At 66.4% G+C, this 26,144-nt stretch carries 20 protein-coding genes, 7 tRNA genes and 4 pseudogenes; 20 read left to right on the plus strand and 11 right to left on the minus strand.

Features of this window, described 5'->3' with window-relative positions; all coding sequences use genetic code 11:
• The first annotated feature begins 2 nt into the window (after positions 1–2).
• Both AC10QF_RS09435 and AC10QF_RS09440 read left to right on the plus strand, forming a co-directional pair.
• On the plus strand, positions 3–3,113 hold the full coding sequence (locus tag AC10QF_RS09435) for an error-prone DNA polymerase (protein ID WP_494542087.1): 3,111 nt from the start codon (positions 3–5) through the stop codon (positions 3,111–3,113).
• A gap of 81 nt (positions 3,114–3,194) precedes the next feature.
• Complete coding sequence (locus AC10QF_RS09440; RefSeq protein WP_005417089.1) at positions 3,195–3,701, plus strand: hypothetical protein; 507 nt, start codon at positions 3,195–3,197, stop codon at positions 3,699–3,701.
• Positions 3,702–3,837: 136 nt separating this feature from the next.
• Here AC10QF_RS09440 and ptsJ read toward each other — a convergent pair whose 3' ends face one another.
• Positions 3,838–5,124, minus strand: coding sequence for a MocR-like B6 salvage transcription factor PtsJ (ptsJ, locus tag AC10QF_RS09445; protein ID WP_005417090.1), 1,287 nt, complete (start codon positions 5,122–5,124; stop codon positions 3,838–3,840).
• Between the two features lie 76 nt (positions 5,125–5,200).
• Between ptsJ and AC10QF_RS09450 the strand changes: the two genes are divergently transcribed.
• The 7 genes and pseudogenes from AC10QF_RS09450 (at position 5,201) to AC10QF_RS09480 (ending at position 8,718) form a co-directional block, all read left to right on the plus strand.
• Positions 5,201–5,974: a YggS family pyridoxal phosphate-dependent enzyme gene (locus tag AC10QF_RS09450; RefSeq protein ID WP_005417091.1), complete on the plus strand. Its 774-nt coding sequence runs from the start codon at positions 5,201–5,203 to the stop codon at positions 5,972–5,974.
• Positions 5,971–6,672 carry a glutamine amidotransferase gene (locus AC10QF_RS09455; RefSeq protein WP_005417093.1) on the plus strand — a complete coding sequence of 234 codons (702 nt, stop codon included), beginning with the start codon at positions 5,971–5,973 and terminating at the stop codon, positions 6,670–6,672. The genes AC10QF_RS09450 and AC10QF_RS09455 overlap by 4 nt, the downstream gene beginning before the upstream one ends.
• Complete coding sequence (locus AC10QF_RS09460) at positions 6,669–6,893, plus strand: hypothetical protein (RefSeq protein ID WP_005417095.1); 225 nt, start codon at positions 6,669–6,671, stop codon at positions 6,891–6,893. The genes AC10QF_RS09455 and AC10QF_RS09460 overlap by 4 nt, the downstream gene beginning before the upstream one ends.
• Positions 6,894–7,001: 108 nt before the next feature.
• Positions 7,002–7,508, plus strand: coding sequence for a hypothetical protein (locus tag AC10QF_RS09465; protein ID WP_005417100.1), 507 nt, complete (start codon positions 7,002–7,004; stop codon positions 7,506–7,508).
• Positions 7,509–7,633: 125 nt separating this feature from the next.
• Positions 7,634–7,840 (plus strand): annotated as a pseudogene (locus AC10QF_RS09470) (RNA polymerase sigma factor); the annotation flags it as partial.
• A gap of 1 nt (position 7,841) precedes the next feature.
• A pseudogene (locus tag AC10QF_RS09475) lies at positions 7,842–8,012 on the plus strand (ChaN family lipoprotein); the annotation flags it as partial.
• A complete protein-coding gene (locus AC10QF_RS09480) occupies positions 8,005–8,718 on the plus strand; it encodes an energy transducer TonB family protein (RefSeq protein WP_005417103.1) in 714 nt (237 codons plus the stop codon). The pseudogene AC10QF_RS09475 and the gene AC10QF_RS09480, both read left to right, overlap by 8 nt.
• Positions 8,719–8,934: 216 nt before the next feature.
• Here the strand turns inward: AC10QF_RS09480 and AC10QF_RS09485 are convergent, their stop codons facing one another.
• The 7 genes from AC10QF_RS09485 to AC10QF_RS09515 all read right to left on the minus strand — a co-directional run bounded on the left by AC10QF_RS09485 (position 8,935) and on the right by AC10QF_RS09515 (position 18,372).
• Positions 8,935–9,837 carry a cation diffusion facilitator family transporter gene (locus AC10QF_RS09485; protein WP_053499656.1) on the minus strand — a complete coding sequence of 301 codons (903 nt, stop codon included), beginning with the start codon at positions 9,835–9,837 and terminating at the stop codon, positions 8,935–8,937.
• A 28-nt stretch (positions 9,838–9,865) separates the two neighbouring features.
• The gene (locus tag AC10QF_RS09490) at positions 9,866–12,154 is read right to left on the minus strand and encodes an Orn/Lys/Arg family decarboxylase (protein ID WP_262233569.1); all 2,289 of its coding nucleotides are present in this window, start codon (positions 12,152–12,154) and stop codon (positions 9,866–9,868) included.
• A gap of 20 nt (positions 12,155–12,174) precedes the next feature.
• Positions 12,175–13,527 (minus strand): arginine/agmatine antiporter, encoded by a 1,353-nt coding sequence (adiC, locus tag AC10QF_RS09495; protein WP_049415369.1) that lies wholly within the window; start codon positions 13,525–13,527, stop codon positions 12,175–12,177.
• A gap of 76 nt (positions 13,528–13,603) precedes the next feature.
• A complete protein-coding gene (locus AC10QF_RS09500) occupies positions 13,604–15,034 on the minus strand; it encodes a DcaP family trimeric outer membrane transporter (protein ID WP_494542088.1) in 1,431 nt (476 codons plus the stop codon).
• A gap of 514 nt (positions 15,035–15,548) precedes the next feature.
• Complete coding sequence (dsbG, locus tag AC10QF_RS09505; protein ID WP_494542089.1) at positions 15,549–16,388, minus strand: thiol:disulfide interchange protein DsbG; 840 nt, start codon at positions 16,386–16,388, stop codon at positions 15,549–15,551.
• A 30-nt stretch (positions 16,389–16,418) separates the two neighbouring features.
• A complete protein-coding gene (locus tag AC10QF_RS09510; protein ID WP_111177288.1) occupies positions 16,419–17,222 on the minus strand; it encodes a redoxin family protein in 804 nt (267 codons plus the stop codon).
• Positions 17,223–17,304: 82 nt separating this feature from the next.
• Positions 17,305–18,372, minus strand: coding sequence for a GlxA family transcriptional regulator (locus AC10QF_RS09515; protein WP_005417111.1), 1,068 nt, complete (start codon positions 18,370–18,372; stop codon positions 17,305–17,307).
• Between the two features lie 186 nt (positions 18,373–18,558).
• Here AC10QF_RS09515 and AC10QF_RS09520 point away from each other — a divergent pair, with 186 nt between their 5' ends.
• The 7 genes from AC10QF_RS09520 to AC10QF_RS09550 all read left to right on the plus strand — a co-directional run bounded on the left by AC10QF_RS09520 (position 18,559) and on the right by AC10QF_RS09550 (position 19,895).
• A complete protein-coding gene (locus AC10QF_RS09520; protein ID WP_049415383.1) occupies positions 18,559–18,957 on the plus strand; it encodes a heavy metal-responsive transcriptional regulator in 399 nt (132 codons plus the stop codon).
• Between the two features lie 103 nt (positions 18,958–19,060).
• A tRNA-Ala gene (locus AC10QF_RS09525) sits at positions 19,061–19,136 on the plus strand.
• Positions 19,137–19,190: 54 nt separating this feature from the next.
• A tRNA-Glu gene (locus AC10QF_RS09530) sits at positions 19,191–19,266 on the plus strand.
• Positions 19,267–19,451: 185 nt separating this feature from the next.
• A tRNA-Ala gene (locus AC10QF_RS09535) sits at positions 19,452–19,527 on the plus strand.
• A 49-nt stretch (positions 19,528–19,576) separates the two neighbouring features.
• Positions 19,577–19,652 (plus strand) — tRNA-Glu (locus AC10QF_RS09540).
• A 44-nt stretch (positions 19,653–19,696) separates the two neighbouring features.
• Positions 19,697–19,772 (plus strand) — tRNA-Ala (locus AC10QF_RS09545).
• Positions 19,773–19,819: 47 nt separating this feature from the next.
• Positions 19,820–19,895 (plus strand) — tRNA-Glu (locus AC10QF_RS09550).
• 94 nt (positions 19,896–19,989) lie between these two features.
• Here the strand turns inward: AC10QF_RS09550 and AC10QF_RS09555 are convergent.
• On the minus strand, positions 19,990–20,406 hold the full coding sequence (locus AC10QF_RS09555; RefSeq protein WP_053500686.1) for a GNAT family N-acetyltransferase: 417 nt from the start codon (positions 20,404–20,406) through the stop codon (positions 19,990–19,992).
• Between the two features lie 76 nt (positions 20,407–20,482).
• Here AC10QF_RS09555 and AC10QF_RS09560 point away from each other — a divergent pair.
• Positions 20,483–21,429 (plus strand): annotated as a pseudogene (locus AC10QF_RS09560) (SOS response-associated peptidase family protein).
• A 124-nt stretch (positions 21,430–21,553) separates the two neighbouring features.
• On the opposite strand, the gene AC10QF_RS09565 reads toward AC10QF_RS09560, so the two are convergent.
• Positions 21,554–21,934, minus strand: coding sequence for a response regulator (locus AC10QF_RS09565; RefSeq protein ID WP_111177286.1), 381 nt, complete (start codon positions 21,932–21,934; stop codon positions 21,554–21,556).
• Positions 21,935–22,066: 132 nt separating this feature from the next.
• Here AC10QF_RS09565 and AC10QF_RS09570 point away from each other — a divergent pair.
• Together AC10QF_RS09570 and AC10QF_RS09575 are read left to right on the plus strand one after the other, a co-directional pair.
• Positions 22,067–22,152 (plus strand) — tRNA-Leu (locus AC10QF_RS09570).
• Positions 22,153–22,421: 269 nt separating this feature from the next.
• A pseudogene (locus AC10QF_RS09575) lies at positions 22,422–22,627 on the plus strand (nucleotidyl cyclase domain-containing protein); the annotation flags it as partial.
• A gap of 30 nt (positions 22,628–22,657) precedes the next feature.
• Here AC10QF_RS09575 and AC10QF_RS09580 read toward each other — a convergent pair.
• The gene (locus AC10QF_RS09580) at positions 22,658–24,484 is read right to left on the minus strand and encodes a methyl-accepting chemotaxis protein (RefSeq protein ID WP_494542090.1); all 1,827 of its coding nucleotides are present in this window, start codon (positions 24,482–24,484) and stop codon (positions 22,658–22,660) included.
• A gap of 533 nt (positions 24,485–25,017) precedes the next feature.
• On the opposite strand from AC10QF_RS09580, the gene AC10QF_RS09585 reads away from it, so the two are divergent.
• Entirely contained in the window at positions 25,018–26,106 is a 1,089-nt protein-coding gene (locus AC10QF_RS09585; protein ID WP_069138246.1) for a DUF5694 domain-containing protein, read from the plus strand.
• Positions 26,107–26,144: the final 38 nt, after the last annotated feature.

Below are 26,144 nucleotides of genomic sequence, written 5' to 3' on the forward strand. Positions count from 1 at the left end.
CCATGCACAGCGAACTGCCCGGCTACGCCGAACTGCACTGCCTGTCGGCCTTCAGTTTCCAGCGCGGTGCTTCGATCGCCGAAGAGTTGTTCGCGCGCGCCGCTGGCCAGGGCTACCGCGCGTTGGCGATCACCGACGAATGCTCGCTGGCCGGCATCGTGCGCGCCTGGCAGGCAGCGAAGACACATGGCGTGGCGCTGATCGTCGGCGCCGAATTCCAGGTCGAGGACGGGCCGAAGCTGGCCCTGCTGTGCACCGACCAGGCCGCCTATGCCGGGCTGTGCCAGTTGATCACGACCTGTCGGCGGCGGGCTGCCAAGGGCGAATACCGCTGCCTGCGCGACGATCTGCTCGGCCTGCCCGACGGTTTGTTGTGCCTGTGGCTGGACCGGCAGCCATCCGCCACCGATCTTGAATTGCTACGCACCGGCTTCGATGATCGGCTGTGGCTGGCGGTGGAACTGCACCGCGAACACGATGACGCACGCCGCCTGCAGCAGCTGCAGGCCTTCGGCGAACGCCACCGCCTGCCCCTGGTCGCCAGTGGCGATGTGCACATGCACGTGCGCCGCCGCCGTGCCCTGCAGGACACACTGACCGCGATCCGCCACCGCTGCAGCGTGGCCGAGGCCGGCTGGCGCCTGTTTCCCAATGGCGAGCGCCACCTGCGCCCGCGTACCGCGCTGGCCCAGCTGTATCCGCCCGAACTGCTGGCTGAAACCCTGCGCATCGCCGAGCGCTGCCACTTCACCCTGGAACAGCTGCAGTACACCTATCCGCGCGAGCTGGTGCCCGAAGGACACGATCCGGACAGCTGGCTGCGCGTGCTGGTCGAGCGCGGCATCCGGTGGCGCTGGAAAGGCGGCATCGAAGCGAAGCAACGCACGCAGATCGAGCACGAACTGGCGCTGATCAAGCAGAAGAACTACGCCTCGTATTTCCTCACCGTGCAGGACATCGTGCGCTTTGCGCGCAGCCAGGACATCCTCTGCCAGGGCCGTGGCTCAGCGGCCAACTCGGCGGTGTGCTTCGTGCTGGGCGTGACCGAGATCGACCCGGCACGCAGCAACCTGCTGTTCGAGCGCTTCATCTCCGCCGAGCGCGACGAACCACCGGATATCGACATCGACTTCGAGCACGAGCGTCGCGAGGAGGTGCTGCAGTACGTGTTCAAGCGCTACGGCCGCGAGCGCGCCGCACTGACCGCGGTGGCGATCAGCTACCGTGGCCGCAGCGCGATCCGCGACGTGGCCCGCGCACTGGGCCTGCCGATGGACCAGGTCAACGAACTGGGCGCGGCGATGGACCACTGGGGCGGCAACATCCCGCTGCCGGAAACCCTGCGCGAGCGTGGCTTCGATCCGGACACGCCGTTGATGCGGCGCCTGCTGGCACTCACCGCAGAGCTGATCGATTTTCCGCGCCACCTGTCGCAGCACCCGGGCGGTTTCGTCATCTCCGAGCATCCACTGTCGACCTTGGTACCGGTGGAGAACGCGGCGATGGCCGACCGCACCGTCATCCAGTGGGACAAGGATGACCTGGATGCCACCGGCCTGATGAAGGTCGACTGCCTGGCATTGGGCATGCTCACGGCCATCCGCAAGTGCCTGGCGATGCTGAAACAGCATGGCCTGCACGAAGGGCGCATGGATGCCATCCCGCCCAAGGATGCGAAAACCTTCGACATGATCTGCGCCGCCGATACCATCGGCGTGTTCCAGATCGAATCGCGCGCACAGATGGCGATGCTGCCGCGCATGCAGCCGCGCACGTTCTATGACCTGGTGATCGAAGTGGCGATCGTGCGCCCCGGGCCGATCCAGGGCGACATGGTGCATCCCTACCTGGAGCGGCGGCGGATCCTGCGCGAACAGGGCCCGGAGGCACTGAACGATCCGGACCATCCGCTCTACCCACCGCAGCTGGAACGCGTGTTCGCGCGTACGCTGGGCGTGCCGTTGTTCCAGGAACAGGTGATGCAGCTGGCGGTCGAAGCAGCCGGATACACGCCTGGCCAGGCCGATGCCCTGCGCCGTTCGATGGCCGCCTGGAAACGTCGTGGCGGGCTGGAACCGCATCGCGAGAAGCTGTTGGCCGGCATGCTGAGAAACAACTTCAGCCGCGAATACGGCGAGCACCTGTTCGAGCAGATCAAGGGATTCGGCGATTACGGTTTCCCGGAAAGTCATGCCGCCAGCTTCGCCCTGCTGACCTATGCCAGCTGCTGGCTGAAGTGCCATCATCCCGCCGCGTTCACTGCCAGCCTGATCAACAGCCAGCCGCTGGGTTTCTACAGCCCTGACCAGCTGCTGCAGGACGCGCGGCGGCATGGCATTACCGTTCTTCCCGTGGACGTACGCCACAGCGACTGGGACTGCACGCTGGACTTCAGCAGGGGGCCGGCGGCAATCCGTCTGGGCCTGCGTCTGATCGACGGCTGCAACGAAGATGCCGTGCAGGCCATCATGCGCGAGCGCGCGCGGCGCCCGTTCGACGACGTCGGCGACCTGTGCCAGCGCACCGCGCTGGACCGCCGCCAGCAGGGCCTGCTGGCCGATGCCGGCGCACTGCGCGGGCTCAGTGGCCATCGCCATCGTGCACGCTGGGATATCTCGGGCGTAGAGAACCGGCTGCCGCTGTTCGACCAGGCCCGTGCCACTGCCGAAGCCCGCGTGCCCCTGCCACTGCCCAGCGCCTGGGAGGACATGCAGGCCGACTACCGCAGCACCGGCACCACCCTCGGCCGCCACCCGATCTCGTTCCTGCGCGCGCAGCTGCGCAGCCGCGGCTGCCTGGATGCCGCGCAGCTGGCCGGGCACGGCCATGGCCGCCGCGTGCGCATCGCCGGACTGGTGCGCATGCGCCAGCGCCCGCAGACCGCCAGTGGCGTTACCTTCCTCACCCTTGAAGACGAGACCGGGATGGTCAACGCCGTGGTCTGGCGCCACCTGGCCGACCGCCAGCACCGGGTGCTGGTCGACACCCAGCTGATGCAGATCGATGGCCGCCTGGAGCGCGTTGATGGCGTGCAGCATGTCATCGTGCAGCGCATGCACTGCCTGGATGAGCTGCTGCAGGGACTGCGCAGCCACAGCCGCGATTTCCACTGACGATACAGATCGTCACACAACGAACTGGCCTTTGCCCGCCGGCATCCGCTATCGTCGGCCTATCCAAGGAAGGACGACCCGATGCCCCGTGTGCTGCTGCTGACCACCCTGGTGGTCTCCACCCTTGCCCTGCTCGTTTCCGGCTGGACCGCCTGGAGCCTGCATCGCAGCCAATCGCCTGAGCGGATCATCGAAGCGCGCGGCCTGGTCATCCACGATGGCACTGGCCAACCACGGCTGATCCTCGGTGCGCCGGTGCCGGACCCCCTCAGCAGGGGCCGCACCCAAGGACCGCGTGCAACCGCGCTGTCCGGCCTGATCCTGCTTGGCCCCGACGGTTCCGAGCGCGGCGGTTATGGCACCAGCGACCGCGGGGGCGAAGCCCTGCTCACTCTGGACGATGCCACCGGCACCACCGAAGTCTTCAAGGTCGTCGCCAACCCGGACCGTGGCGCCAGCCTGATGGTCAAGCACCAGAACAATACCGGCGCCATGCTCACGTCCTGGCAGGGCAAGCCGGAGCTGATGTTCGTCGATGACAGTGGCCAGTCCTACTACGTGCGCCCCAACGCCAACGCCGCGCCCTGATCTGCTTCCAGCGTCGAGCCATGCTCGACTTTGTTTCGCCCCTGTAGCGCCGAGCCACGCTCGGCTGCTTCTAGCAACAGCAGCCGAGCATGGCTCGGCTCTACAAAGGTGAAGTAGCGTCGAGCATGGCTGGGCGCTATACCCCACACACCGCCGCCAGGTCATCGGCCAGCTGCCGCAGCTGCGCCGCCCCCAGCGCCGCGCAGGTGATGCGCAGGCCATGCGCTGGTGCAGCCACCGCAAACACTTCGCCAGCACGCACATGCCATCCGCGCGCAGCCAGCGCCAGTACCTGTGGATGGCTGTCGGCCGGCAACGGCAGCCACAGGTTCAATCCCTCCATCGGCAACGGCGTCGGCACGCCACGCACGCGCAGCAGTTCCTGTAGCGACTGCAGGCGCTGCTGGTACCGCTCGCCTGCCGAGGCGATCTTTGCCCGCTGCGGCGCCGATGCCAGCACCGAAGTGGCGGCATCCTGCAGCAGATGACTGACCCAACCGATGCCGGACGCCAACCGCAACCGCAACCGCATCGCGGTCTCGTCATCACAGGCCAGCCAGGCCAGGCGCAGGTCGGGGCCGAGCGGCTTGGACAGCGAACGCAGCAGCGCCCAGCGCCGGCCATCCAGCGGCAGTACCGAGTGGTAGGCCTGCTGCGAGAGCAGTGCGTAGTGGTCATCGATCAGCACCGCCACCTGCGGATAGGCCGCCAGCAGCTGGCGCAACGCCCGTGCCCGCTTCGCATCCAGGCTGGCCCCGGTCGGATTGTGCGCACGCGGGGTCAGCAGCACCGCGCGTGCACCGGCCTCCAGCGCCTGTCGCAGCGATTCGACCTGCATGCCATGCGCATCCATCGTCACCGGCAACGGCGCATGGCCGACGGCATTGAGCACATTGAGGCTACCGAGGAAGCATGGATCCTCCACCGCGATGCGATCGCCCGGCAGCAGCCATGCCGCCAACAGGCGCTCGATGCCATCGACCGCGCCATGGGTCAGCTCCAGTGCGTACCTCTCGGGGCAATCCGCGTCCAGCGAGGCGCGTGCCAACGCCTGCAACCTCGGGTCGACCGTGCCCACGCCATACAACCGCGGTGCCGCCGCGGCCAGGCGCAGGCTGGGCAACAGGCGCGGATCCGGATTGCCACCGGCCAGGTCCTGCAGCGCCAACCCCGGCGTACTGCCCTCGCGCGCCAGCATCGGCGGCAGGCCACGCACCACCGTGCCGCGCCGGCCTGCGGTGCTGGCCAGGCCGGCCGCGTCCAATCGCTTGTAGGCGGCGGCCACGGTGTTGCGATTGACCCCCAGCTGATCGGCCAGATCGCGAACCGGCGGCAGCACGCTGCCGGCCGGCAGACGGCCTTTGCCGATGCCATCGCGGATGCTGTCGAAGATCGACTCGGCGCTATGCCCGGTGATTTTCATTTTGTCCTATGCCAAAATAATTCTTGTCCTGTGCCAGTGTATCCCACCCTGGCCGCCCTGCATTGGAGGTGCCCGCATGCCCCTTGCCGCCGCCGACTGGCCCGTCGCCCAGTCTGTTGAACAGATCGCCGCCAACCTGGGCACGGTGCGCCAACGCATCGCCGATGCGTGTGCCCGCGTCGGCCGGGACCCGGCCAGCGTGCGCCTGCTGCCGGTCAGCAAGACCGTCGATGACGCCCGCATCCGCATGGCGGTGGCCGCCGGTTGCCGCGAGCTGGGCGAGAACAAGGTGCAGGAGGCGCAACGCAAGGCCGAGACGATGGCCGATCTGGGCGTGCACTGGTCGGTGATCGGGCATCTGCAGACCAACAAGGCGCGCTACGTGGCGCGCTTCGCCAGCGAGTTCCAGGCGCTTGACAGCCTGCGCGTGGCCGAAGCGCTGCAGCAGCGCCTGCAGCTGGAAGACCGCACGCTGGATGTTTTCGTGCAGGTCAACACCTCCGCCGAACCCAGCAAGTACGGACTGGAACCCGCTGCCGTCGAGGCATTCGTGCAGCAGCTGCCAGTCTTCGACCGGCTACGCGTGCGTGGCCTGATGACTCTGGCCATCTTCACTCCCGAAGTCGAACGTGTGCGCGCGTGCTTCGTGCGCCTGCGCGAACTGCGCGAGCAGCTGCAGCGTACCGCCCCACCCGGCATCGACCTGTCGCAGCTGTCGATGGGCATGTCCGGCGACTTCGAAGTGGCCATCGAGGAAGGCGCCACCGTGGTCCGTGTCGGCCAGGCCATCTTCGGCGCACGCGCCACCCCGGACAGTTTCTACTGGCCCAGCAATGGAGCCCCGGCATGAAGCACGCGGTTGTCCTGCAACACGTTGCCTTCGAGGACCTTGGCACCCTGCAACCGTTGCTGCTGGCCCAGAGCTGGCAGCTGCAGGTGCTGCAGGCGGGTGTAGATGCACTCGATCCGGCCGAAGCGGCTGACCTGCTGGTGGTGCTGGGCGGCCCGATCAGCGTCAACGATGTTGATGTTTACCCGTTCCTCAACGATAGCATCGCGCTGTTGCAAGGGCGTTTGCAGCAGCAGCGGCCCACGCTGGGCATCTGCCTGGGCGCGCAGCTGATGGCACGTGCACTCGGTGCCGATGTCGCCGCCAGTGGTGGCAAGGAGATCGGCTTTGCGCCACTGCTGCTCACCGATGACGGTCAGCGCTCGCCACTGCAGGCCCTGCAGGGCATTCCGGTACTGCATTGGCATGGCGAGGCGTTCGAACTCCCAGCGGGTGCACGCCGCCTGGCCAGCACGCCGGCCTGCCGCCACCAGGCCTTTGCCATCGGTAACCATGCGTTGGCACTGCAATGCCATCCGGAGCTGGACGCGCGCCAGTTCGAGCGCTGGCTGATCGGTCACACCCTGGAACTGGCGCAGGCCGGCATCGATCCGAACGACCTGCGCACGCAGGCGCGTCGCTATGGCGCGCCACTGGCCGCGGCCGCCACCGCGATGTTCGACCATTGGCTGCAGGACCTGCCGGAGCTACCGCGATGAACTACCGATTGCAGATCCACCGCGATGGCGCCTACTGGGGCCACTTCGACTGCAGCGGCCCCGATGCCATGCAACGCATGGACGCCATCGCCGCACAGCTGCCTGCAGACCAGGGCTTCCAGCTGAAACGGCAGAAAGGCATCGGCGAAGAGCGCATTCTGTCCAGCAATGCCGATGGCCTGCGCGTACTGGCTTCGCAGATCCAGTACCGCGACCTCTGACGATCGTCACGGTAGTGCCGGCCGCTGGCCGGCACCTGACGGGCAACAGATTTGCCGGCCAGCGGCCCGCACTACCCCGGCTGTTCGCCCGCGTGCGAAGCTTCACCCATGCTGACCCTGCAACGCGGCAGCCACCACGGACTGCTCATCGCACCGCGCTGGCCCTCTACCCGCATCCAGCTGGAAGAAGAAGTGCTGCAACGTTTGCTCGACGCGCAGGCATTGCTGCCTGCCGGGCTGGGCCTGCTCGTCACGCGCGGCTTCGAACCCAGCCACAGCCGGCTCGGCGGCTTCCGTCGTGGCGTGCGTTGGCTCGGCATCGCGGTGTTCCGCGCCTGCTATCCGCAGCGCCATGATGAAGTCGATGCCATCTTCGGCGCCAACGGCCACGACATCGATGGCCGTCATATCGATGTCTCAGTGGTATTGCACGGCAAGCGGCTGCGGCTGCTGCCACTGGGCGTGTTCACCCCGCCGCGCTGGCAGCAGCGTCGCACCGCCCGCCATGCCGAAGCGATCGCCCGGGTGAAGCGCAGCCTCCAGCACTGCGGTTTCGAGCTGCATCACAACCCCACCGAAGCCCTGCAGATCCACTGCGACTTTCGTCCGCGCTGACCTCGCAGTCGGCCACGCATGCCGCGCCTCGCGTCCATGGATGCAAATGATTCTCTTTTGCTGTAAGGTGTAGCCGCTGCCCTTGCCGCCGCGGGCTGTTCCCTTTCCCAGTTGTCGCCCGCCCCGTGTCCACGCCTGTCGAACCGACGGATGTCGCGCAGCTGTGCGCGGCCCACTACCAGCCGCTGCGGGCCCATGTCCGCCGTAAGCTCCCGCAACGCAGCGACGCCGATGATGTCGTCCAGGAGACCTGGCTGCGCGTCGTCAGAATCGCCGCCAGTGGCCTGCTGAGCAATGGCCGCGCCTACCTGTACCGCGTCGCCCACAACCTGAGCCGCGGCACCCGCGCTGCTGGTGGCCGGTCGCTGGCATGTACTGCGCGGTACTGGCATGCCGGGCTACCTGCCAGCGGGCACACCAGCGCTGGTGATCGCGCTCGCTTCAGTCGGTGCATCCGTCGATGCGACCGACGCCGACCTGCTATGGGTGCTGGACGATGAGTGAGCGCGGCCAACACTGGCAGGCGATCGCCATCAGCATCGGGCTTCACCTGTTGCCCCTGCTGCTGTTGGTGCACTGGGTGGCCGCGCCGCCATTGCTGCCGCCGCCCGAGCAGGACGTGCGCATCAGCCTGCGCCTGCTGGCACCGGCGACGCCGCCGCAGCCAGTGGAAGAACGCCAGGCCGACACCCCCAGCCAGGCGCAGCAGGCGCGCGCATCCCAACCCACGAAGTCGCCCCCTCCACCGAAGCCCACCGCCGCACGCGAGGGCGAAGTGGCCGCCAGCGAACGCAGTGGCGCTGGCCGGCAAGCCCTGCCGGTCGCCCCGCCTGCGGCCGCGACCGATGCAAGTCCCGCACCGGCATCGATCACGGCCGCGCCGCCCGCTCCCGACGCCCCACCGGCGGACTTCCAGGCCGGCGCCGCCAGCGACCAGTGGGAAGCCCGCCTGATGGCGCGGCTGGAGCGCTATCGCTACTACCCTGCTGCGGCCCGCTCACGGCGCCAGCAGGGCACTGCCTGGGTCAGGGCCAGCATCGATCGCCAGGGACGCCTGCTGGCCCTGCGGTTGGAGCAGTCCAGTGGCCAGCCGATGCTTGACGGCGCCGCACTGCAGACCTTCCGCCGCGCGCAGCCGCTGCCGCCCATTCCCGATGAACTGAAGGCACCACAGGAACTGGTGGTGCCGGTGGAGTACTACCTGCGCTAGGCGTTGTGGAACTGTGTCGCAGTCTGCGACCTCAACCCAGGTTCAGGTCAAACACATCCGGCGCAACAGAGCAGTCCGCCGTGTGCAACGATCGCAGCGTGCTGTATCGCCGGGCCCATGCTCGGCTGCTCCATGCGAACGGCAGCCGAGCATAGGCCCGGCTCTACAGGCGAACAGAACCTGGCCGGGCAAGGCCCCGGCGCGAAAGAGGCAGGGCTACGTCCACGCCGGATCCGCAGTGAAATCGATGGTCAACCAGAACGTGCTGCCCCGCGCATCCAGCCGCACGGCGATCTCATCGCGCATCGCATCGACCTCGCCCACCGAGCCCAATGGCGTACCGGGGTCTGCCAGCACATGGATCTCGATGAAGCGCATCCGCCCCATCTTCGCCACGTGGCTGGTGAAACCGGCATAGCCACGCTCGGACACGAACGCCTGCATCACCTGCTGCACGCGCCGGTCCAGGTCATCCGGCGCCACCTGCAGCACTTCGCGCATGGCCTTCCATGCACTGCGCGCCGGCACTGGCAGTACTGCCAGGCTGATCAACGCCAGCACGATCGAATCCAGGTACGGGACCCAGTGGTGCCACTCGCCGCCATGCAGGACCAGGGCCAGCACGAAGGCCAGCACCACCGCCAGGCTCATCAATCCACCCAGCAGCCAGCCTCTTACATCCAGCCACAACAACGCCGAGCGCAGGCGCCGCGCACGCTGCGCGACGAACGTCGCCATTGCCAGGTTGCTGGCACTCAGCAGCGCCGCCCACCACAGCGCGGGCCCGAATTTCACTTCGTGCCCGCCCGTGGTCAAGCCGATGACCGCGTTGGCCAGCGCGTACACGCAGGCCAGCGACAGGATCACCCCACCGAGTGCCTCGACCATCGGCTCCAGGTGCCAATAGCCATACTGGAAGCGCGGGCTCTGCTCCCGCGCCACCAGCCGCAGTACCGACAACGAAACCAGAGTCAAGGCAACGTCGACCAGGCTGTACACGCCGTCGAACAGGATGGCCTGCGATCCCACCAGCAGGCCACCGATGAAGCCGACCGCGCTCACCGCGATGGTCACCCCGATGGAGAACTTCAGGATGCGTTGCTCGCGCGCGGTATCCATCGCTCGCCGAAGGGCCGACCGTCCCCGGTCAGGCCTTCAGCACCTCCACCCTGTACGAGGTCACATCGCCATCGTGCTCGATGATGAGCCCGTGCACATCCGACTCGAAGCCCGGGAAACGCGCATTCTGTTCACGGGCAATACGCAGTGACTGGATGATCGGCTCGTCGCTGTCGCCGAATCGCTCGCCCGGCATGATGGTCGGAATGCCCGGCGGATACGGCACCAGCATGGTCGCCGCGACGCGACCACTGAGCTGCTCGATGTCGACCCGCTCGATCTCGCCCTTCACCAGGTGGTTGTAGGCATCGGCCGGGGTCATCACCGGCGTCGGCAGATCCACGTACATCTCGCGCATCACCTTGGCGACCTCGAATTCCTGGTTGAACGCGTGCAATGCATCGCACAGGTCACGCAGTCCCCAGCCAGCGTAGGCAATCGGATAGTCCGCCGCCAGCGTCGGCAATGCCTGGCTCAACGGCGCGTTGCAGTCGTACAGCTCCTTGAAGGCCATCAGCTCGGTGACCAGCGTGCTCCACTTGCCCTTGGTGATGCCCATCGAGAACAGGAACAGCACCGAATACAGGTTGGTCTTCTCCACAGTGATGCCGCGGCCCCACAGGAACTTGCTCAGCACCGCCGCCGGAATGCCCAGCGTGCCCATGCTGCCGTCCATCGCCAGGCCCGGGGTCAGCAGGGTCACTTTGATCGGGTCGATCAGCACGTAGTCATCGACCAGATTCTCGAAGCCGTGCCAGTGCGCATCCGGCTGCAGGTACCACTCCTCGCGCTTGGCCACCAGCGGAGCCGGCGTATCGCCCTTGTCCAGGCTGCGCTCGACCTTGGTCGGCTGCCACACACTGAACCACCAGTCGTCGCGCCCGAGGTCGTCACGCACGTGCAGCATCGCGCGGCGGAAGGCGATCGCCTCGTCATGCATTTCCTGCACCAGCGAACGGCCGGCCTCGCCCTCCATCATCTTCGAGGCCACGTCACAGGCCGCGATCACCCCATAATGCGGGCTGGTCGAGGTGTGCATCATGAACGACTCGTTGAAGCGCTCGGCATCCAGGTCGCGCTGCGCCGAGTTGCGTACGTGGATCATCGACGCCTGCGAGAACGCGGCCAGCAACTTGTGGGTGGAATGCGTGGTGAAGATGATCGCATCCTGCTCGCGCGGCTTGCCCTTGGCCATGCCGTAGTGGTTCTCATAGAACGGATGGAACGCGGCGTAGGCGTACCAGGCTTCGTCGAAGTGCAGGAAGTCGACCGCGCTGCCGATTTCGTCGGCGATCTTCTCGGCGTTGTAGCACAGGCCGTCGTAGGTCGAGTTGGTGACCACCGCGATGCGCGGTTTGGAACCGGCCTTGTAGGCCTGGCTGGCCAGCGGATTGGCGGCGATGCGCTGCTGCAGCGACTCCGGCGTGAACTGGTCCAGGCTGATCGGGCCGATGATGCCGTGCGCGTTGCGGCTGGGAGTGAAGTACACCGGCACCGCACCGGTCATGATCAGCGCATGCAGCAGCGACTTGTGGCAGTTGCGGTCGACGAACACCACGTCGCCGCGGGCCACTGTACCGTGCCAGACGATCTTGTTGGCGGTGGAGGTGCCGTTGGTGACGAAGAAGGTATGGTCGGCGCCGAAGTTGCGTGCTGCCTCTTCCTCGGCATCCTTGATCGGGCCGGTGTGGTCAAGCAGCGAACCCAGCTCCGGCACCGAGATCGACAGATCGCTGCGCAGGGTGTTCTCACCGTAGAACTGGTGGAACGCACGGCCGACCGGCGACTTGGTGAACGCCACGCCGCCTGCATGGCCCGGCGTATGCCAGGAGTAGTTCGACTCGGCCGCATGATGGATCAGCGCCTTGAAGAACGGCGGCAAGAGATTCTTCATGTAGTCTTCGGCCGCGCGCATCACCTGCCGCGAGATGAAGCTCTTGGTGTCTTCAAACAGGAAGATGAAGCCGTGGATGTACTTGAGCAGCTTGCTCGGCACCTTTTCGATGGTGCGCCGCTCGCCGTACAGGAACACCGGCAGGTTGGCGCGGCGCGCACTCTGCTCGCGCAGGAAGGCGGTCAGGCGCTGGAACTCGCCATCCACCTCTTCGCTGCCATCGATCGAGATCAGCACCGCCGAGGCCGCCACGTAGGTACGGGCGCCGGCACGCGCATCATCCAGGTTCAGCCCGCACAGCACCCGCTGGTCGTTGCTGCGCAGCTCTTCCACCAGGGCGCGGATCAGGATGCCGCCGATGCGCGGCGACTCGTAGTCGTTGTCGATGACAATGACCGGGTAGTCCAGGGACTTGAAGTACACGTTGATTCTCCTTGTCGAACTCAGGAACGCTGGGCGCCGGCGCTGATGGCCGATGCCTCGCGGGCGCGCTGCCGCTGCTGGCGGCGCTCCTCGCTGAAGAAGGGATAGAACACGGTGATGAACAGCACGAACAGGAAGGCGTACTGCACGATGGTTCCCGACGAGCCGTAGATCGCCCACAGGCAGTACACGACGGTCAGGCTGGTGAGGGTCCAGAACGCACCGGTATGGACCAGGGTGTGCGAACGTTCGACCACGAAGTAGCAGGCCACGCACGAGTAGATGTAGGGCAGCAGGGTCAGCACCACGGCCGCCGACGTGATCACGTCGAACTGGGCGGACGCGGTTTCCGAGGTAGAGGTCACCAGCACCGCCAGGGTCATCAGCACGGCCACGATCAGCACGCCCTTGACCGGCACGTCATCCTTGTTGGTCTTGCTGAAGATGCTCGGGAACAGGCCGTCATCGGAGGCTGCCTTGGCACTCTGCGCGGTCAGCAGGATCCAGCCACCCAGCGAGCCGGCGGCGCCGATGAAGGCGCACAGGCTGACCAGCGCGCCGCCCCAGCCGCCGACCGCCTTGGCCGCCGCCAGTGCGAACGGCGCGTCGGACACCTGCAGTTCCGAGTTCGGCACCATGCCCATGATCACAGAGGAGCTGGCGATGTAGGCGATGGCAGCCAGGAACACGCCGGCCAGGGTGGCACGGGCCACGTTCTTCTCCGGGTTCTCGACCACGCCAGCCGTGACCGAAGCCGATTCGACACCGATGAAGGCCCACAGGGTCAGTGCCGCGGCACTGGAGATCGCGCCGAAGTTGGACTCACCGGACACGTTGTAGGCGCCCTTGAAAATGTCGGCATCGAAGAAGAACCAGCCGAAGATGGCGATGCCCAGGATCGGCACCAGCGCGAAACTGGTGGTGACCGTCTGCACACGGCTGACGAAGGCCGGGCCGATCACGTTGGCAAAGCTCAGCGCCCACACCAGGATCAGCACCGCGATGCAGCGCACCAGCGGCTCGGACAGGATCGGGAAGAAGTAGCTGAAATAGCCCACCGCGGCGATCGGGATGGCAACGTTGCCGATCCAGTTGGCGAACCAGTAGATGGTATTGGTCTGGAAGCCCATGTAGGGCCCGAACCAGTCACGCGCATAGGCGTACGGACCGCCCGCCTTCGGCGCCAGCTTGCCCAGCTTGGCGAATACGAAGGCCAGCAACAGCGCACCGGCCGTGGTGATCAGCCAGCCCCAGATCGATGCGGTACCGATCTTGGCGAGGCTGGACGGCAACAGGAACACGCCTGAGCCCATCATGTTGCCGGCGACGAGGAAGGTGGCTCCGACCACCCCGATTTTCTTTGCTTCTGCCATGACAATCTCCGGTACTGGCATGAGCCCGGTGCGGCCGGGCGTGGGGACGGTTGCGCTGGCGTAACGCCGCTGGCGCTTACTTGATGAAGTTGTATTGCAGGCTGCCCTGCACCCGGACGGTGTCGCCGCGCGCGCCGCCCTGCTGTTCCAGGCGGTCGTACAGCAGCTCCATGCCCATCGTCCACGACGGCGCCGGGCTCCAGATCAGGTTGAACACGCCGTATCGGCTCTGCCGGAAGGCATCGGCGGCGAGTGCGGCATTCCGCTCCAGGGTCAACTGGCCGAAGATCAGGTTGGAACGCCAAAGCTCGGACCAGTAATGGGTGTAGCCGACGAAGCCACCGTGCAGGTCCAGCGCGTCGAGACGGCCATCGGCACCGACCACCGCGTCCAGCCCGGAGCCGGTCAGGTCCGCGGTGTAGCGGCTGAGGCCGCGCCCGCCGAGTGCGCCGAACAGCAACAGATCGCGCTCGCCCACCGATGCCGAGCCACTGAACTGCATGCCGCCGGCCATGCGCCGGTCACGCTCGCCCTCGCCGTCATAGGCCAGGCTGCGCGCCACCGCGCCCAGCTGAAGATGGCCCCAGTCGCGCTCCATGCGTGCGGTCACGGTCACATCCGGCAGCCGGTTCACTGCGGCCCGTTCATCACTGGCACCGGCCAGTTCGGTCTTGGGGTCTTCGGCCGCCAGCGTCAGGGTGTTGCCCTTGCCCATCGCGAAGCTGTGGTGGATGCCGGCCACCAGCAGATAGCCGGCGCCGCCGGGACCGGCGAAGTCGAGCGTGTCGGGCAGGCTGTCCGGGTCCATGAAACTGGAGTAACCGTAGCCGGCATAGGTATTGCCAAGCTGGCCATACGCATGGCGCAGGCGGAACGCGTAGCCATCGCTGCTGCCGAAGAAATCATTCTCCAGGTAGAAGCGCAGGTTGCCGTGCGTGGTCGGGCGCCGCGCCTCGAAGCTGAAGCGGGTCTGCTTGGCGTGGATGTTGAAATTGGAAACATCGCGATGGCTGCCGCCCACCGGCATCGACGAAGGGATGAACTGATCCTCGTCACCGGCCGCACGCGAATCGGCAATCGCATCGAGCTTGGCATAGCCGCCAATGCGGATCACCGTGTCAGTACCTGGAATGGCAAAGAAGCCCTTCAGATCCGGGTCGGTCGGCCCAGCAGCGCTGTCGGGACGCGAGGCCGCCGTTGAGGGATCGGCCACCGATTCGCGCTGCGGCAGCACCGGTTGCGCCACACCCGGCACCTGGGTGGGATGCAGCAGGTTGGCACTGCTGCCAGGTGGTGTCACCGGCGCCGTTACCTGCGCAGCGGCCGCGACAGCGCCCTCGCGTTGTTCGAGCCGATCCAGGCGCTTCTGCATGCCCTCCAGTGCCTGCCGCATGGCAGCGATTTCCTGGCGCAATGCGTGCGCATCCTCCTGGCCATTCTGCTGCGCATAGGCTGGCGTGACCGCCAGCGCGGTCAGGCAGGCCAGACTCAGTACCGCAAAGCGCATTGCATCCTCCCTGGACGAACATTCGCAGCGCACTGACGGCGCGCGCGCAGGCGCAGCTCCGACATTGCGTTGCCGTTGCTGGAAATGCGGGTACTGCGTCGACGACACCGGCCAGCCTGCGCGTGGCAGGCAACAGGACGATGACACTGCCCCGCCCGTACCGATATCGACGCCATCAGGGCCGCACTGCCGGAGAGGTGGCGACCGCAGCGGTCTGGGTAACAACCAGGGAGTGAGAACGTCGTGAATGGCTGTGCCGACTGCCCCGGTTCAGGGCGTGTCAGGCGCGGCATCCCTGGCGCGTTGACGCTGTATTCCATGCGTCACAGGCTAATTCGCCTGTCGTTTTTGGCCTTGATTGGAATCAAGGCGCGATGCTTGATGTCAGTCACGATTCAGACGTGACGACGAACAGGTGGTGCGCAGCCTGCATCACCCGCACAAGTGACGAAACGCAACAGGCCCGCATGCTGCCATGCGGGCCTGTGGTGTCGCATCACGACATGGGTGCCGATCAGCGTGGGCCCAGCACCGTCTGCAGGTCAGCGCCCTGTGGCAGGCCGGCGCGACGCTGCACCTGGCCCTGTGCATCCTGGAACAGGATGCCCGGCGTGCCCTGGAAGCCCATTTCAATCATCAGCACCTGGTTGGCATCGAGCTTGGCGGCGATCTCGCGGCTGATGCTCGGCAGGGCCTTGATGCCACCACGGTCGAACTGGTGTTCGTTTTCCAGCAAGGCCGCACTCGGGTCACGCGCAGACAGGATGGCCGCAGCCTTGGCCGGGCTGTCCTCGCGAATCACGCCGACCATGATGTGGCGCAACTGCACCTTGCCGGCGTCGACCCACGGACGCGCCGCTTCCCAGAACTTGTGGCAGTACGGGCAGTTGGCATCACTGAAGGTATAGACCACGCGCGGCGCATCGGCCTTGCCGTCACGCACCCAGGCACTGGCCTCCAGCTTGGTCCACATCTTGGCCGACATCGGTGCTGCGACCAGCTTCTCCACCGCCTCGGCGGCCACGTCGTTGCCCTCGGCATCGAACAGGCTGCCTACCAGCACATGCTTGCCGTCGGCGGTGACATAGGCTGCGGCCGGCTGCTGCCCGCCCACCACGCCAGCGAATCCACGCAGGCCACCCGGTGCATCGAACTCGGCAACGACTTCAAAACCGTGCTTCTCGATGCCTTTCAGCACTGCGGGGCGCTCGCCCTTGGTCGCTGGGGCCTGAGCGCTCGCTGCCGGCGCGGCCGCCTTGCCCGGCGGGGTCTGGGCCTGGCTGCAGGCGGCCAATGCCAGCATGACCGGCAGCAACAGCACCGCCGGAGCGATGCGCAGGGAAGTCGACAACATGGGAACTCCGTAGTGAGATGCCCGCGCAGGCTACCGCAGCCGGCGCAGTTTGTGTTCAAGACCCGCCGCCGTCAGTTCGCCAAGGTGCAGTTCACGCAGGCGGCCTTCGGCGTCGAAGAACAGCGTCGACGGATAGGCTTGTACACCCAGCACGGTTGACGCCGACGCGGTATCGTCCAGCAATACGTTGCCCAGCCAGAGCTGTTCGGATGCGATGAAACCCTTCACTTCGTCCAGGGTTTCCCCCTGGTTGAGGAACACGAACTGCACGTCAGTGTGGGTCTGCTGTGCGGATGCCAGTACCGGCATCTCGCGACGGCAGGGACCACACCAGCTGGCCCAGAGATTCAGCACCACCGGTTTGCCACGGAACTGCTGCAGATCGATCCTGCGCCCCTGCAGATCGGCCACCTGTGCCGCCGGCAGCGGCATCCGCTGCTCCTGCCATGTTGCCAGCAGGTGGCTGCCCGCCGCCCACAGCACTACACCCACCAGCGCCCCCGCCAACACCGGCGCACGTAACGCGCGCCACAACCGCAGCCGCCAGGTGCCCCACGCCAGGCCCGCAACCAGCACGACTGCAAGGTGATACCCACCGTCGGCGATCTGCAGGATGCTCCAGGGGGCCTCACGGTAGAGCGCGAAGTTCAAGGCCACGAAGCTGATGCGTCCACACAGCAGGCCGATCAGCAACATGTCCAGGACCAGGCTGGCCCCGGAAGGCACTGCCATCCCGTCCTTCGGCCGCGGCCACAGGTGGGCCACCGCCATGGCCAGCAGCACGCACATCAGGATCAGCACCACCGGCATCGGCACCGGTCCAACACTCGACATCAACCCACCTGTCCCATCATCTCGTTGCCTGCATGGTCAAAGCGTCGCGCCCAGGTTGCAAGTGCGACGCCCAACGCCGGCTTCAGGCCGCGCTGCGCGGCATCTGCATGCCAGGCGCCGGTTGCAGCCCGCGCAGGCTGCCCGCCACCGACGACAACAGCGGCCGTTCGCGCCGTTTGTTGTTGACCTGCCGCCGATAGTTGGCCGGCGTCATTCCAACAATGCGCAGGAACAGGCGGCGGAATGCGCTCTGGTCTGCATAGCCCACACCCCAGGCCACTTCATCGATACCCGCCCCCTGTTGCAGCAATGTCTGCGCCTTGGCGATACGCAACCGCTGGCAATACTCGATCGGACGCAGGCCGGTGGCCTTCAGGAAGCGCCGCTGCAGAGTCCGCGGTTCCAGTCCGGAAACCTCGCAGATCGCTCCGAGCGTGGCCCCACGCGCAGCGGTGGTATGCAGCCAGCGTTGCGCCTTCAGTACGTCGCGATCGCCGTGGGCGAAGTTGGCACTGAAACGCTCCAGATCCTGCTGGATCGCCGCGGGCACCGTGATCCCCAACTGCTGCGCCACGGAACTCGCTACGCCCTGGCCGTGCAGCCGGTACAGCAGCCGCAGGGCGAGGAAGCGCCAGGCCTGGGAACCGGCCACTGTCAGCAGATCACCGTCGTCGACCAGCGCGCGCTCACTGGGCACCCAGCTGGCCGACTGCCCCTGCAGGCCCGGATGGCGCCCGAGGTCCGGCCCACTGACGGTGCGCCCGGCAAGCAGACCCGCGCGTGCCAGCATGCTGACACCATCGCTGGCAGCTGCCAGCAGACTGCCGCCATCGTAATGCGCGCGCAGCCAATCCAGCAGGACCTCATCAGCGCGCAGGCAGACGCCTTGACTGATCTGGCCAGGCACGGCGATCACGGCGGGAATGTCCGCCTCAAGCATCTCCGCGCCGGCAATGCGATGCACACCGGTCTGGCTGGCTGGCACGACCCAGCGGGTCACCAGGACACGCTTGAACGGGCGACGCTGCTGCTGGGCAAGCCGGTTGGCGACGTGTGCCATTTCGGTCAGCACCGAGGCCGCCGACGGGTCCCCTCCCGGGTACTCGACCACCGCGACCTCTACGAATCCCTCGTTCCTGAATCCTTCCACAGAGCATCTCCTCGGTTCGTTGCAGGCCATCCAGCGGCCGGTTCAGGCGCAGGGTAGGAACTGCCACGACGGCGGGGCTATGAAGAAAGTTGCAAAGTGCGCTGAATGCGCCGTCCGCGACCGGAGCTTGACCCTGGACCTGACTCCAGGCTTCAGAATGACCGGCAGCATCCGCAGGAATCCGCCATGAACATTGGTCAACTGGCGCGCCAGGCCGGCGTACCGATCGATACCGTGCGCTACTACGAGCGCCAGCAGTTGCTGCCCACCGCGGCACGCTCGGCCGGGGGCTATCGCATCTTCGGTGAGCAGGACCTGCGCCGGCTGCGCTTCATCCGCCGCGCCAAGACGCTGGGCTTCAGCCTGGAACAAATCGCCGAACTGCTGGCACTCAGTGATCGCCATCCGCAGGACATGGGCAGCGTGCGCGACGCGGCGCAAGCCCGACTGCAGGACATCGCGCAGCGCATGGCTGAACTGCAACGCATGCACAGCGCGCTCTCGCAGCTGGTCGACGCCTGCCCCGGCCACGGCACCCTGGATCAGTGCCCAATCCTGGCGGCGCTGACCGACGGCGCCGACTGAGTAGGTGCGATCGTCGTTCCCTTCGCAACGCGCGTGAAGAAAAGTGCAACAAATGCTTGCCAACCCTCTGGGGCAAGGCTATTATTTCGCTCCTCAGCGACGTGGGGCCATAGCTCAGCTGGGAGAGCGCCTGCATGGCATGCAGGAGGTCAGCGGTTCGATCCCGCTTGGCTCCACCAATCTTTCGGCATTAGGCCGTCGAAAGGTCGCTAAAGAACATTGATGAGAATTGCGTCCCCATCGTCTAGAGGCCTAGGACATCACCCTTTCACGGTGGCGACCGGGGTTCGAATCCCCGTGGGGACGCCACTCATCACGAACAACGAGGACCCGGCCGATAACCGGGTCTTTTTTGTTCACCGCCTACCGGCATTCAGGTTGTGGCGTTGCGGTTCCCCTGCCCTTGGTGGCAAAGGTTGAACCGGGACGAAAAAAGTTCGAAAAAAGCTTCCACAAACGTGAACACGCAGGTATGATAGGCGGCTCGGTAACACGGGGCCATAGCTCAGCTGGGAGAGCGCCTGCATGGCATGCAGGAGGTCAGCGGTTCGATCCCGCTTGGCTCCACCACTTTCGACATTAGGCCGTCGAAAGTTCTACAAGTTGAAGTTTTTCGTGCGTCCCCATCGTCTAGAGGCCTAGGACATCACCCTTTCACGGTGGCGACCGGGGTTCGAATCCCCGTGGGGACGCCAGTTTCAAAACGGACTCTGCTCCTGGCAGATATCCGGAGTTTCATGGGGCCATAGCTCAGCTGGGAGAGCGCCTGCATGGCATGCAGGAGGTCAGCGGTTCGATCCCGCTTGGCTCCACCACTTCGACATTAGGCCGTCGAAGGATCTACAACTTGAAGTTTTCGTGCGTCCCCATCGTCTAGAGGCCTAGGACATCACCCTTTCACGGTGGCGACCGGGGTTCGAATCCCCGTGGGGACGCCAATTCTTGAAAACCCCGGCTTCGGCCGGGGTTTTTCTTTGCCCGCGATCTGCCATCAAACCTCCCTGCGCGTAGATGGCTTCACCCGCCCATGGCTCAGAACCGCCGATACATCCCGATCGATGCCGGCGCAGTCGGTGCGAAACCAAACTGTGCATACAGCCGATGCGCCTCGCCATCGGCCAGCAGGCTGACGTACGCCGACGGCGGCAGGTTGGCCTGCATCCAGCCGTCCAGCCGCCGCATCACTTCCTTGCCCAGGCCCTGCCCCTGCAAACGCGGCAGCACCGCGATATCACAGACCTGCAGGTGGCAGCCGCCATCGCCGACGATACGGCCCATCGCCACAAGTTCTGCACCCTGGTAAGCGCACACGCCGAACAACGTATTGGGCAGCGCGCGGGCGGCTGCTTCGCGGGACTTGGCGCTGAGGCCTGCGAGCACGCGCAACTGGCAGTAGTCCTCGACCGTGGGTACGGCTTCGCGGAACTGGCAGGTGATGGAACCATTCATGCGGCATCTCCGGATGGGTCGGGCTATCCTGCAGCATCCACGTCGCAGCCGCTGCGACCCAGGCCCAAAGAGTCCCATGTGCTATTCCGCCCTGATCCGCGCTGACTACGCCAAGCTGGTACGCGAGTTCGGCGCCATCCTGTCGCTGGAGGACTTCGCCGAGCTGTACGCACACGATCCGGGCAAGAAGCGGCCGAAGACCCCGAAGGCGATGGATGACGGATTCGCCGGTGCGCGTACCGAACAGGGGCGGGACATCGTGGCGAAGATCCAGCGCAGGAGCAACAGGCACTGGAGGCCGAACTGGCCCGGCAACGCGAACGACGCGATATTGCCCATGCCACGCTGGCCACCCGGCCCACGCAGAAGGCGCGCAACGACCTGCGCGTGGCCGGCAACCGCATCGAGCGCGCACAGGCCCGGCTGGAAGACCTGCATCGGGTGCAGCTGCTGCCGCGTGACAACCGCATTTTCCCCGGCACCTACGCACCGGTGATGGTCAGCGAGAACGGCCAGCGCGTGATCAGGCCGATGCGCTACCAGTGCCGGCTGCCGGACAAGCCGGCGCGCAACGACGTGCTTTACCCCGGCACCTACAATGCGCGGCGCGACAGCCTGGAAGGTTACTGGCGGGGTGCGTTCGGACTGCGCCATGGCGTGGTGGTGGTACAGGCGTTCTACGAGCACGTGCCCCGCCACGCCATCGCCGGCCGCACCCTCGGTGCCGACGAAAAGGAACAGGACGTGGTGCTCGAATTCCGTCCCGATCCGCCCCGCGACCTGCTGCTGGCCTGCCTCTGGGCAGAATGGGAAGGACCGGAAGGCCGCCTGCTGTCGTTTGCCACGATCACCGACGCACCGCCCAGCGACGTCGCCGCTGCCGGGCATGACCGCGGCGTAGTGCCGATCCGCAAGGAACACCTCGACGCCTGGCTCAACCCCGAACCGGATGACCTGGCGCGCCAGTACCGCATCCTCGACGACCGCGAGGAGATCCGTTACGTGTACGAGGAAGCGGGCTGAGCGCCGGACGCAATTGAAAAACCCCGCCTGGGCGGGGTTCCTGGATCAGGGGTTGCCGCCACACATCGCAGGCCTGAGTATTCAGGCCTCGGCAGCAGACCCCTGCCAGCGCGCGGCGGACTGCTCAGGCCTTGACGCTGGAGCGACCCACCGCACGCGCCAGCGCGCGTGACAGATCGGCCGACAGGTAGGGCTTGACCAGCAACAGGCCGGCCAACATCGGTGTTGGCAGCTGCTCGGCCAGCATTCCGGTGGCCAGCACGAACGGAATGCCACGTGCCGAAAGCGCTGCAGCCACCGGTTCACTGGTCTCGTTGCGGGCCAGCCGGTAGTCCAGCAGGGCCACGTCAGGAGTGCTCTGCTCCAGCAGCCGCAGGGCCTCGGACACACTCGCCGCGAGGCCAACCACGACCGCACCGGCATGCACCAGCTGCATCTGCAGCAGGGCCGCGCTCATTTCGTCGTTCTCGACCACCAGCACCCTCAGGTCCTGCAACACTGTCATCGGCTACCGCTCCTGGAGGCAATTGCACGCTGGGAGTATAGCTATCAAGGGGCCAATGCCGACAGAAACCGCCCTCATAGGCCCTCCTACTATGCATCGCCTGCCGACCTCGGTTACACTCGCACGCTGCCTGCCGGTGTGGCGGAATGGTATACGCAGCTGACTCAAAATCAGCCGGGGGTGACCCCATGAAGGTTCGAGTCCTTTCACCGGCACCACTGCATCAAAGGCCAGGTCCATGACCTGGCCTTTTGCATTTCCCGGGCCAGAGCGCCGACACTGGCGAAGATGCCCCAGCATGCCCTGCCCGCGCGATTGCCCCTCCTGCGGGCGTCCGAGGCCGTCGCCCGGTCCCACTACTTCTCGCTGCCGGGCGTGATCGAGCACACCAGCTGGGGCGACGTTTCCGAACGGGCGATGGCGCTGCAGATCGCCCGCCATCTGCCTGACGCATCCGATCAGCGCCGGGCGCTGGGACGCCAACACCCTGCAGGCGGTCGCCGCGATCCTCGACGGCTGCCCGCAACGCAGTGATGACCTGCTGGCCCGCGACGGCGGCGAGGAATTCATCGCCACCCTGCGAGCGCCTGCGCGCCGCCGTGGAAACCGCCGCACTGCCCGCCGCTGAGGCCCCATGTGACCATCAGCATCGGCGTAGCCTGGCAGGCTGCGCATGAGCAGGCCGACCCACGATGCCGGGGAACAACACTCCGACCGCCGGGCCTAGACCGCGCGCAGCACCGCCGCGCCATGCAGGTGCCCCGCCCCACCCTGCACGCGGAAGCTGGCCACGGTCTGCAGAAGCTGCGCCGACTGCTCCTCCATGCTGCGCGCTGCGGCCGAGGCTTCCTCGACCAGCGCGGCGTTCTGCTGGGTGCCCTGATCGATCAGATCGACGGCATGGTTCATCTGCTGGATGTCGTCGCTCTGCTGCTGCGCGGCCGTGCTGATCTCGGACATCAGGTCACTGACACGGCGCACATTGACCACGATCTCGTCCATGGTGCGTCCGGCGCTCTCAACCTGCACGGTACCGGCGCCGACATTGGCCACCGACGCATCGATCAGCTGCTTGATCTCCTTCGCGGCACTGGCCGAGCGCTGCGACAGTTCGCGGATCTCGGTGGCGACCACGGCGAAGCCACGCCCGTGTTCGCCCGCACGCGCTGCTTCCACCGCCGCGTTCAACGCAAGGATGTTGGTCTGGAAAGCAATGCCGTCGATCACGCCGATGATGTCGACGATGCGCCGCGAGGACGCGTTGATCACGGCCATGGTCTCGACCACTTCGTGCACCACGTTGCCACCGCGGGCAGCGACATCAGCAGCACCACCGGCCAGCTGACTGGCCTGCCGTGCGTTGGTCGCGGTGCGCTGCACGGTCTCGGCCAGGCCCTTCATCGACACCGCGGTCTCCTCCAGCGACGCGGCCTGCTGCTCGGTGCGCTGCGACAGATCGCTGTTGCCCTGCGCGATCTCGGTGGCACCGACGGCGATGGTGTCGGCGGCGAACTTGATCTGGGCGATGATCGCGGCCATCGCCTCCACCAACGAATTCACGCCTTCGCACAGCTCGGCGATCGGCCCGTTCTTGTCGGCAGTGGTCACGCGCCGGGTCAGGTCGCCTTCCTTCGCGGCCGCCACCACTTCACGGGTCTGCGCCACGGCACGTTGCATGGCTTGGTTCTCATGCACCTGCGCGGTGATGTCGGTGGCGTACTTGACCACCTTGAACGGCTTTCCGTTGAGATCCAGGATCGGGTTGTAGGACGCCTGGATCCAGACCTCGCGCCCGCCCTTGCCGAGGCGCCGGTACTGGCCGGCATCGTATTCGCCACGGCCGAGCTTCTCCCAGAACTGGCGATACTCGGCACTGCCACGATACTCGGGCTCGACGAACAGCGAGTGGTGCTGGCCACGCACGTCGTCCAGGCTGTAGCCGGTGGCGGCCAGGAAGTTGTCGTTGGCCGAAAGGATGCGGCCGTCCATGCCGAACTCGATCACCGCCTGCGACTTGTCGATCGCCGCCAGCTGCCCGGCCGAGTCGGCTGCCTGCAGCTTCTGCGCAGTGATGTCGGTGGCGAACTTGACCACCTTGTATGGCCGCCCCTGCCGGTCCAGCACCGGGTTGTACGAGGCCTGGATCCAGATCTCGCGCTGGCCCTTGCCGAAGCGCCGGTACTGGCCAGCGTCATATTCGCCACGCCCCAGCCGCGCCCAGAACTCGCGGTACTCGGCGCTGCGCGCCTGCTCGGGATCGACGAACAGGGAATGATGCTTTCCCTGGATCTCCTCCAGCCGGTAGCCCATCGCCTGCAGGAAGTTGTCATTGGCCTGCAGGATGGTGCCATCGAGGGCGAACTCGATGACCGCCTGGACCCGGTGCAGCGCCGCGACCTGGGCTTCCAGCTCGGCACGGCCATCGGACACGGCCTCGGCGCCGGTGCGGTGCTGGGGAGCCAGCGCGCCCAGCAGGGCACGCCACGGCGACCAACGGGTATGCAGCTCGGCCGGCGCCTGCGCGCCCGCCGTGAAGCCTGGAATGAGCATTGTCTGATCCTCGGTGTCCGGTAAGCGGTTGCGACCCGACGGGCGGGATGCCCGGCGGCAACTTCAGGTGCCAGGGACTACAGGGGCCAACCGGCACCTCTCGAGCGACTGCCACGAACGTCCGCTGCGGGTGCCATCGGCATCTGGGAGCGGCGGAACACACAGCGCGGGCCGCCCATCGGGGACGGCCTGGGGTCCTGCGGCGGGTGACTGGAGCGGGATCCAGAGGGAGTATCGGCGAGGGGATCGGTGGCTTTAGCCGGATTACGCGACGTCCGTCGCAACTTCAGATGCGGCTGCAGGGGCGCGGTAGACAATCGCGATGTACTTCACATTCTGCTCACGCTCGGCGGGGACACCGGGTGTCGTCACGGAACATATCGCGCGTTGCCGCCGTCACTGGGCATAGCCTTGCCCGGCACGCCGATGCAGCTCAAGCCCGAAAGGTTTGCATGACCAACGGGCGATTCCATGGCAGGTGAAAATGGCCAGCATGCAGCGAACCGCAGGACGCTCACTGACACGGAGATCGCATGTTCCCACGCTTGGCCAGCTTCCTGATCCTGGGCCTGTGCAGTACCGGCGCCCTCGCTGCCGATGCCACCTATCGGCCCGCCTTCCAGCCGGACCAGCTGAAGGGGCCGCCTGCAGGGCGACCGAACGAGGTACTGGTACTGGGCACCGCCCACCTGTCCGGCCTGCCCAAGTCCTTCCAGCCCGCCTTGCTTGAACCGTTGCTGCAGCGACTGGTCGCCTGGAAGCCCGGGCTGATCGCCACCGAAGACCTGTCCGGCCTCCAGTGCGATTCCATGCGTCGCTACCCGGAACGCTATGCGGAGAGCGTGGCCACCTACTGCTTCGACACCACCGCTGCGCAGGCTGCCACCGGCCTGGACGTGCCTTCAGCGAACGCCCAGGCCGAGCGCCTGCTTGCGACCTGGCCGGACGAGCCGACGCCCGCCCAGCGTCGTCGGCTCGCCGCATTGTTCCTGGCTGCGGGCGAACGCGGCTCGGCGCAGGTGCAATGGCTGCGCCTGCCTGCGCCCGAGCGCAAAGCCGGCGATGGGCTGACGCCGGCCCTGGTCGAGATCCTCGGCAAAGGCCTGGTCCGCCGCAATGAAACCAGCCTGATCGCCGCCGTCGTTGCCGCCCGCCTCGGGCATGAACGGCTGTGGGCCGTGGACGACCACACGGCCGATTCTCCCACACCGGCGGAGGATGAGGCGGCGGCCAGTGCAGCCATCACCGGTGCCTGGAACAATACGTACTTGCGGGCGCGACGGGAGGCCGATGAACGCCTCGTGGCCAATCTGGACAAGCCCGGTGGCGTCATGGCGCTGTATCGGGATTACAACAGCCCGGCGGCAGCGATGGCAGCGTACCAGAGCGACTTCGGCGCGACGCTCGTCGAGCCGTCCTCCAAGGCGTTCGGCCGGATGTATGTCGGTTACTGGGAAACCCGCAACCTGCGCATGGTCGCCAACATCCGCGACGTACTGGGCCTGCACCCTGGCAGCCGAATGCTGGCCATCGTCGGTGCCTCGCACAAGGGCTACTACGAGGCCTACCTCAATCAGATGCACGACGTGCAGCTGGTCAGTACGGACGCAGTATTGCGTTGACCAGGATAGGTGCAGGCCATGCGCTGGCACTATCCTGC

It is taken from the genome of Stenotrophomonas maltophilia complex sp. Om-AH-Sm3 (genome assembly GCF_059337855.1).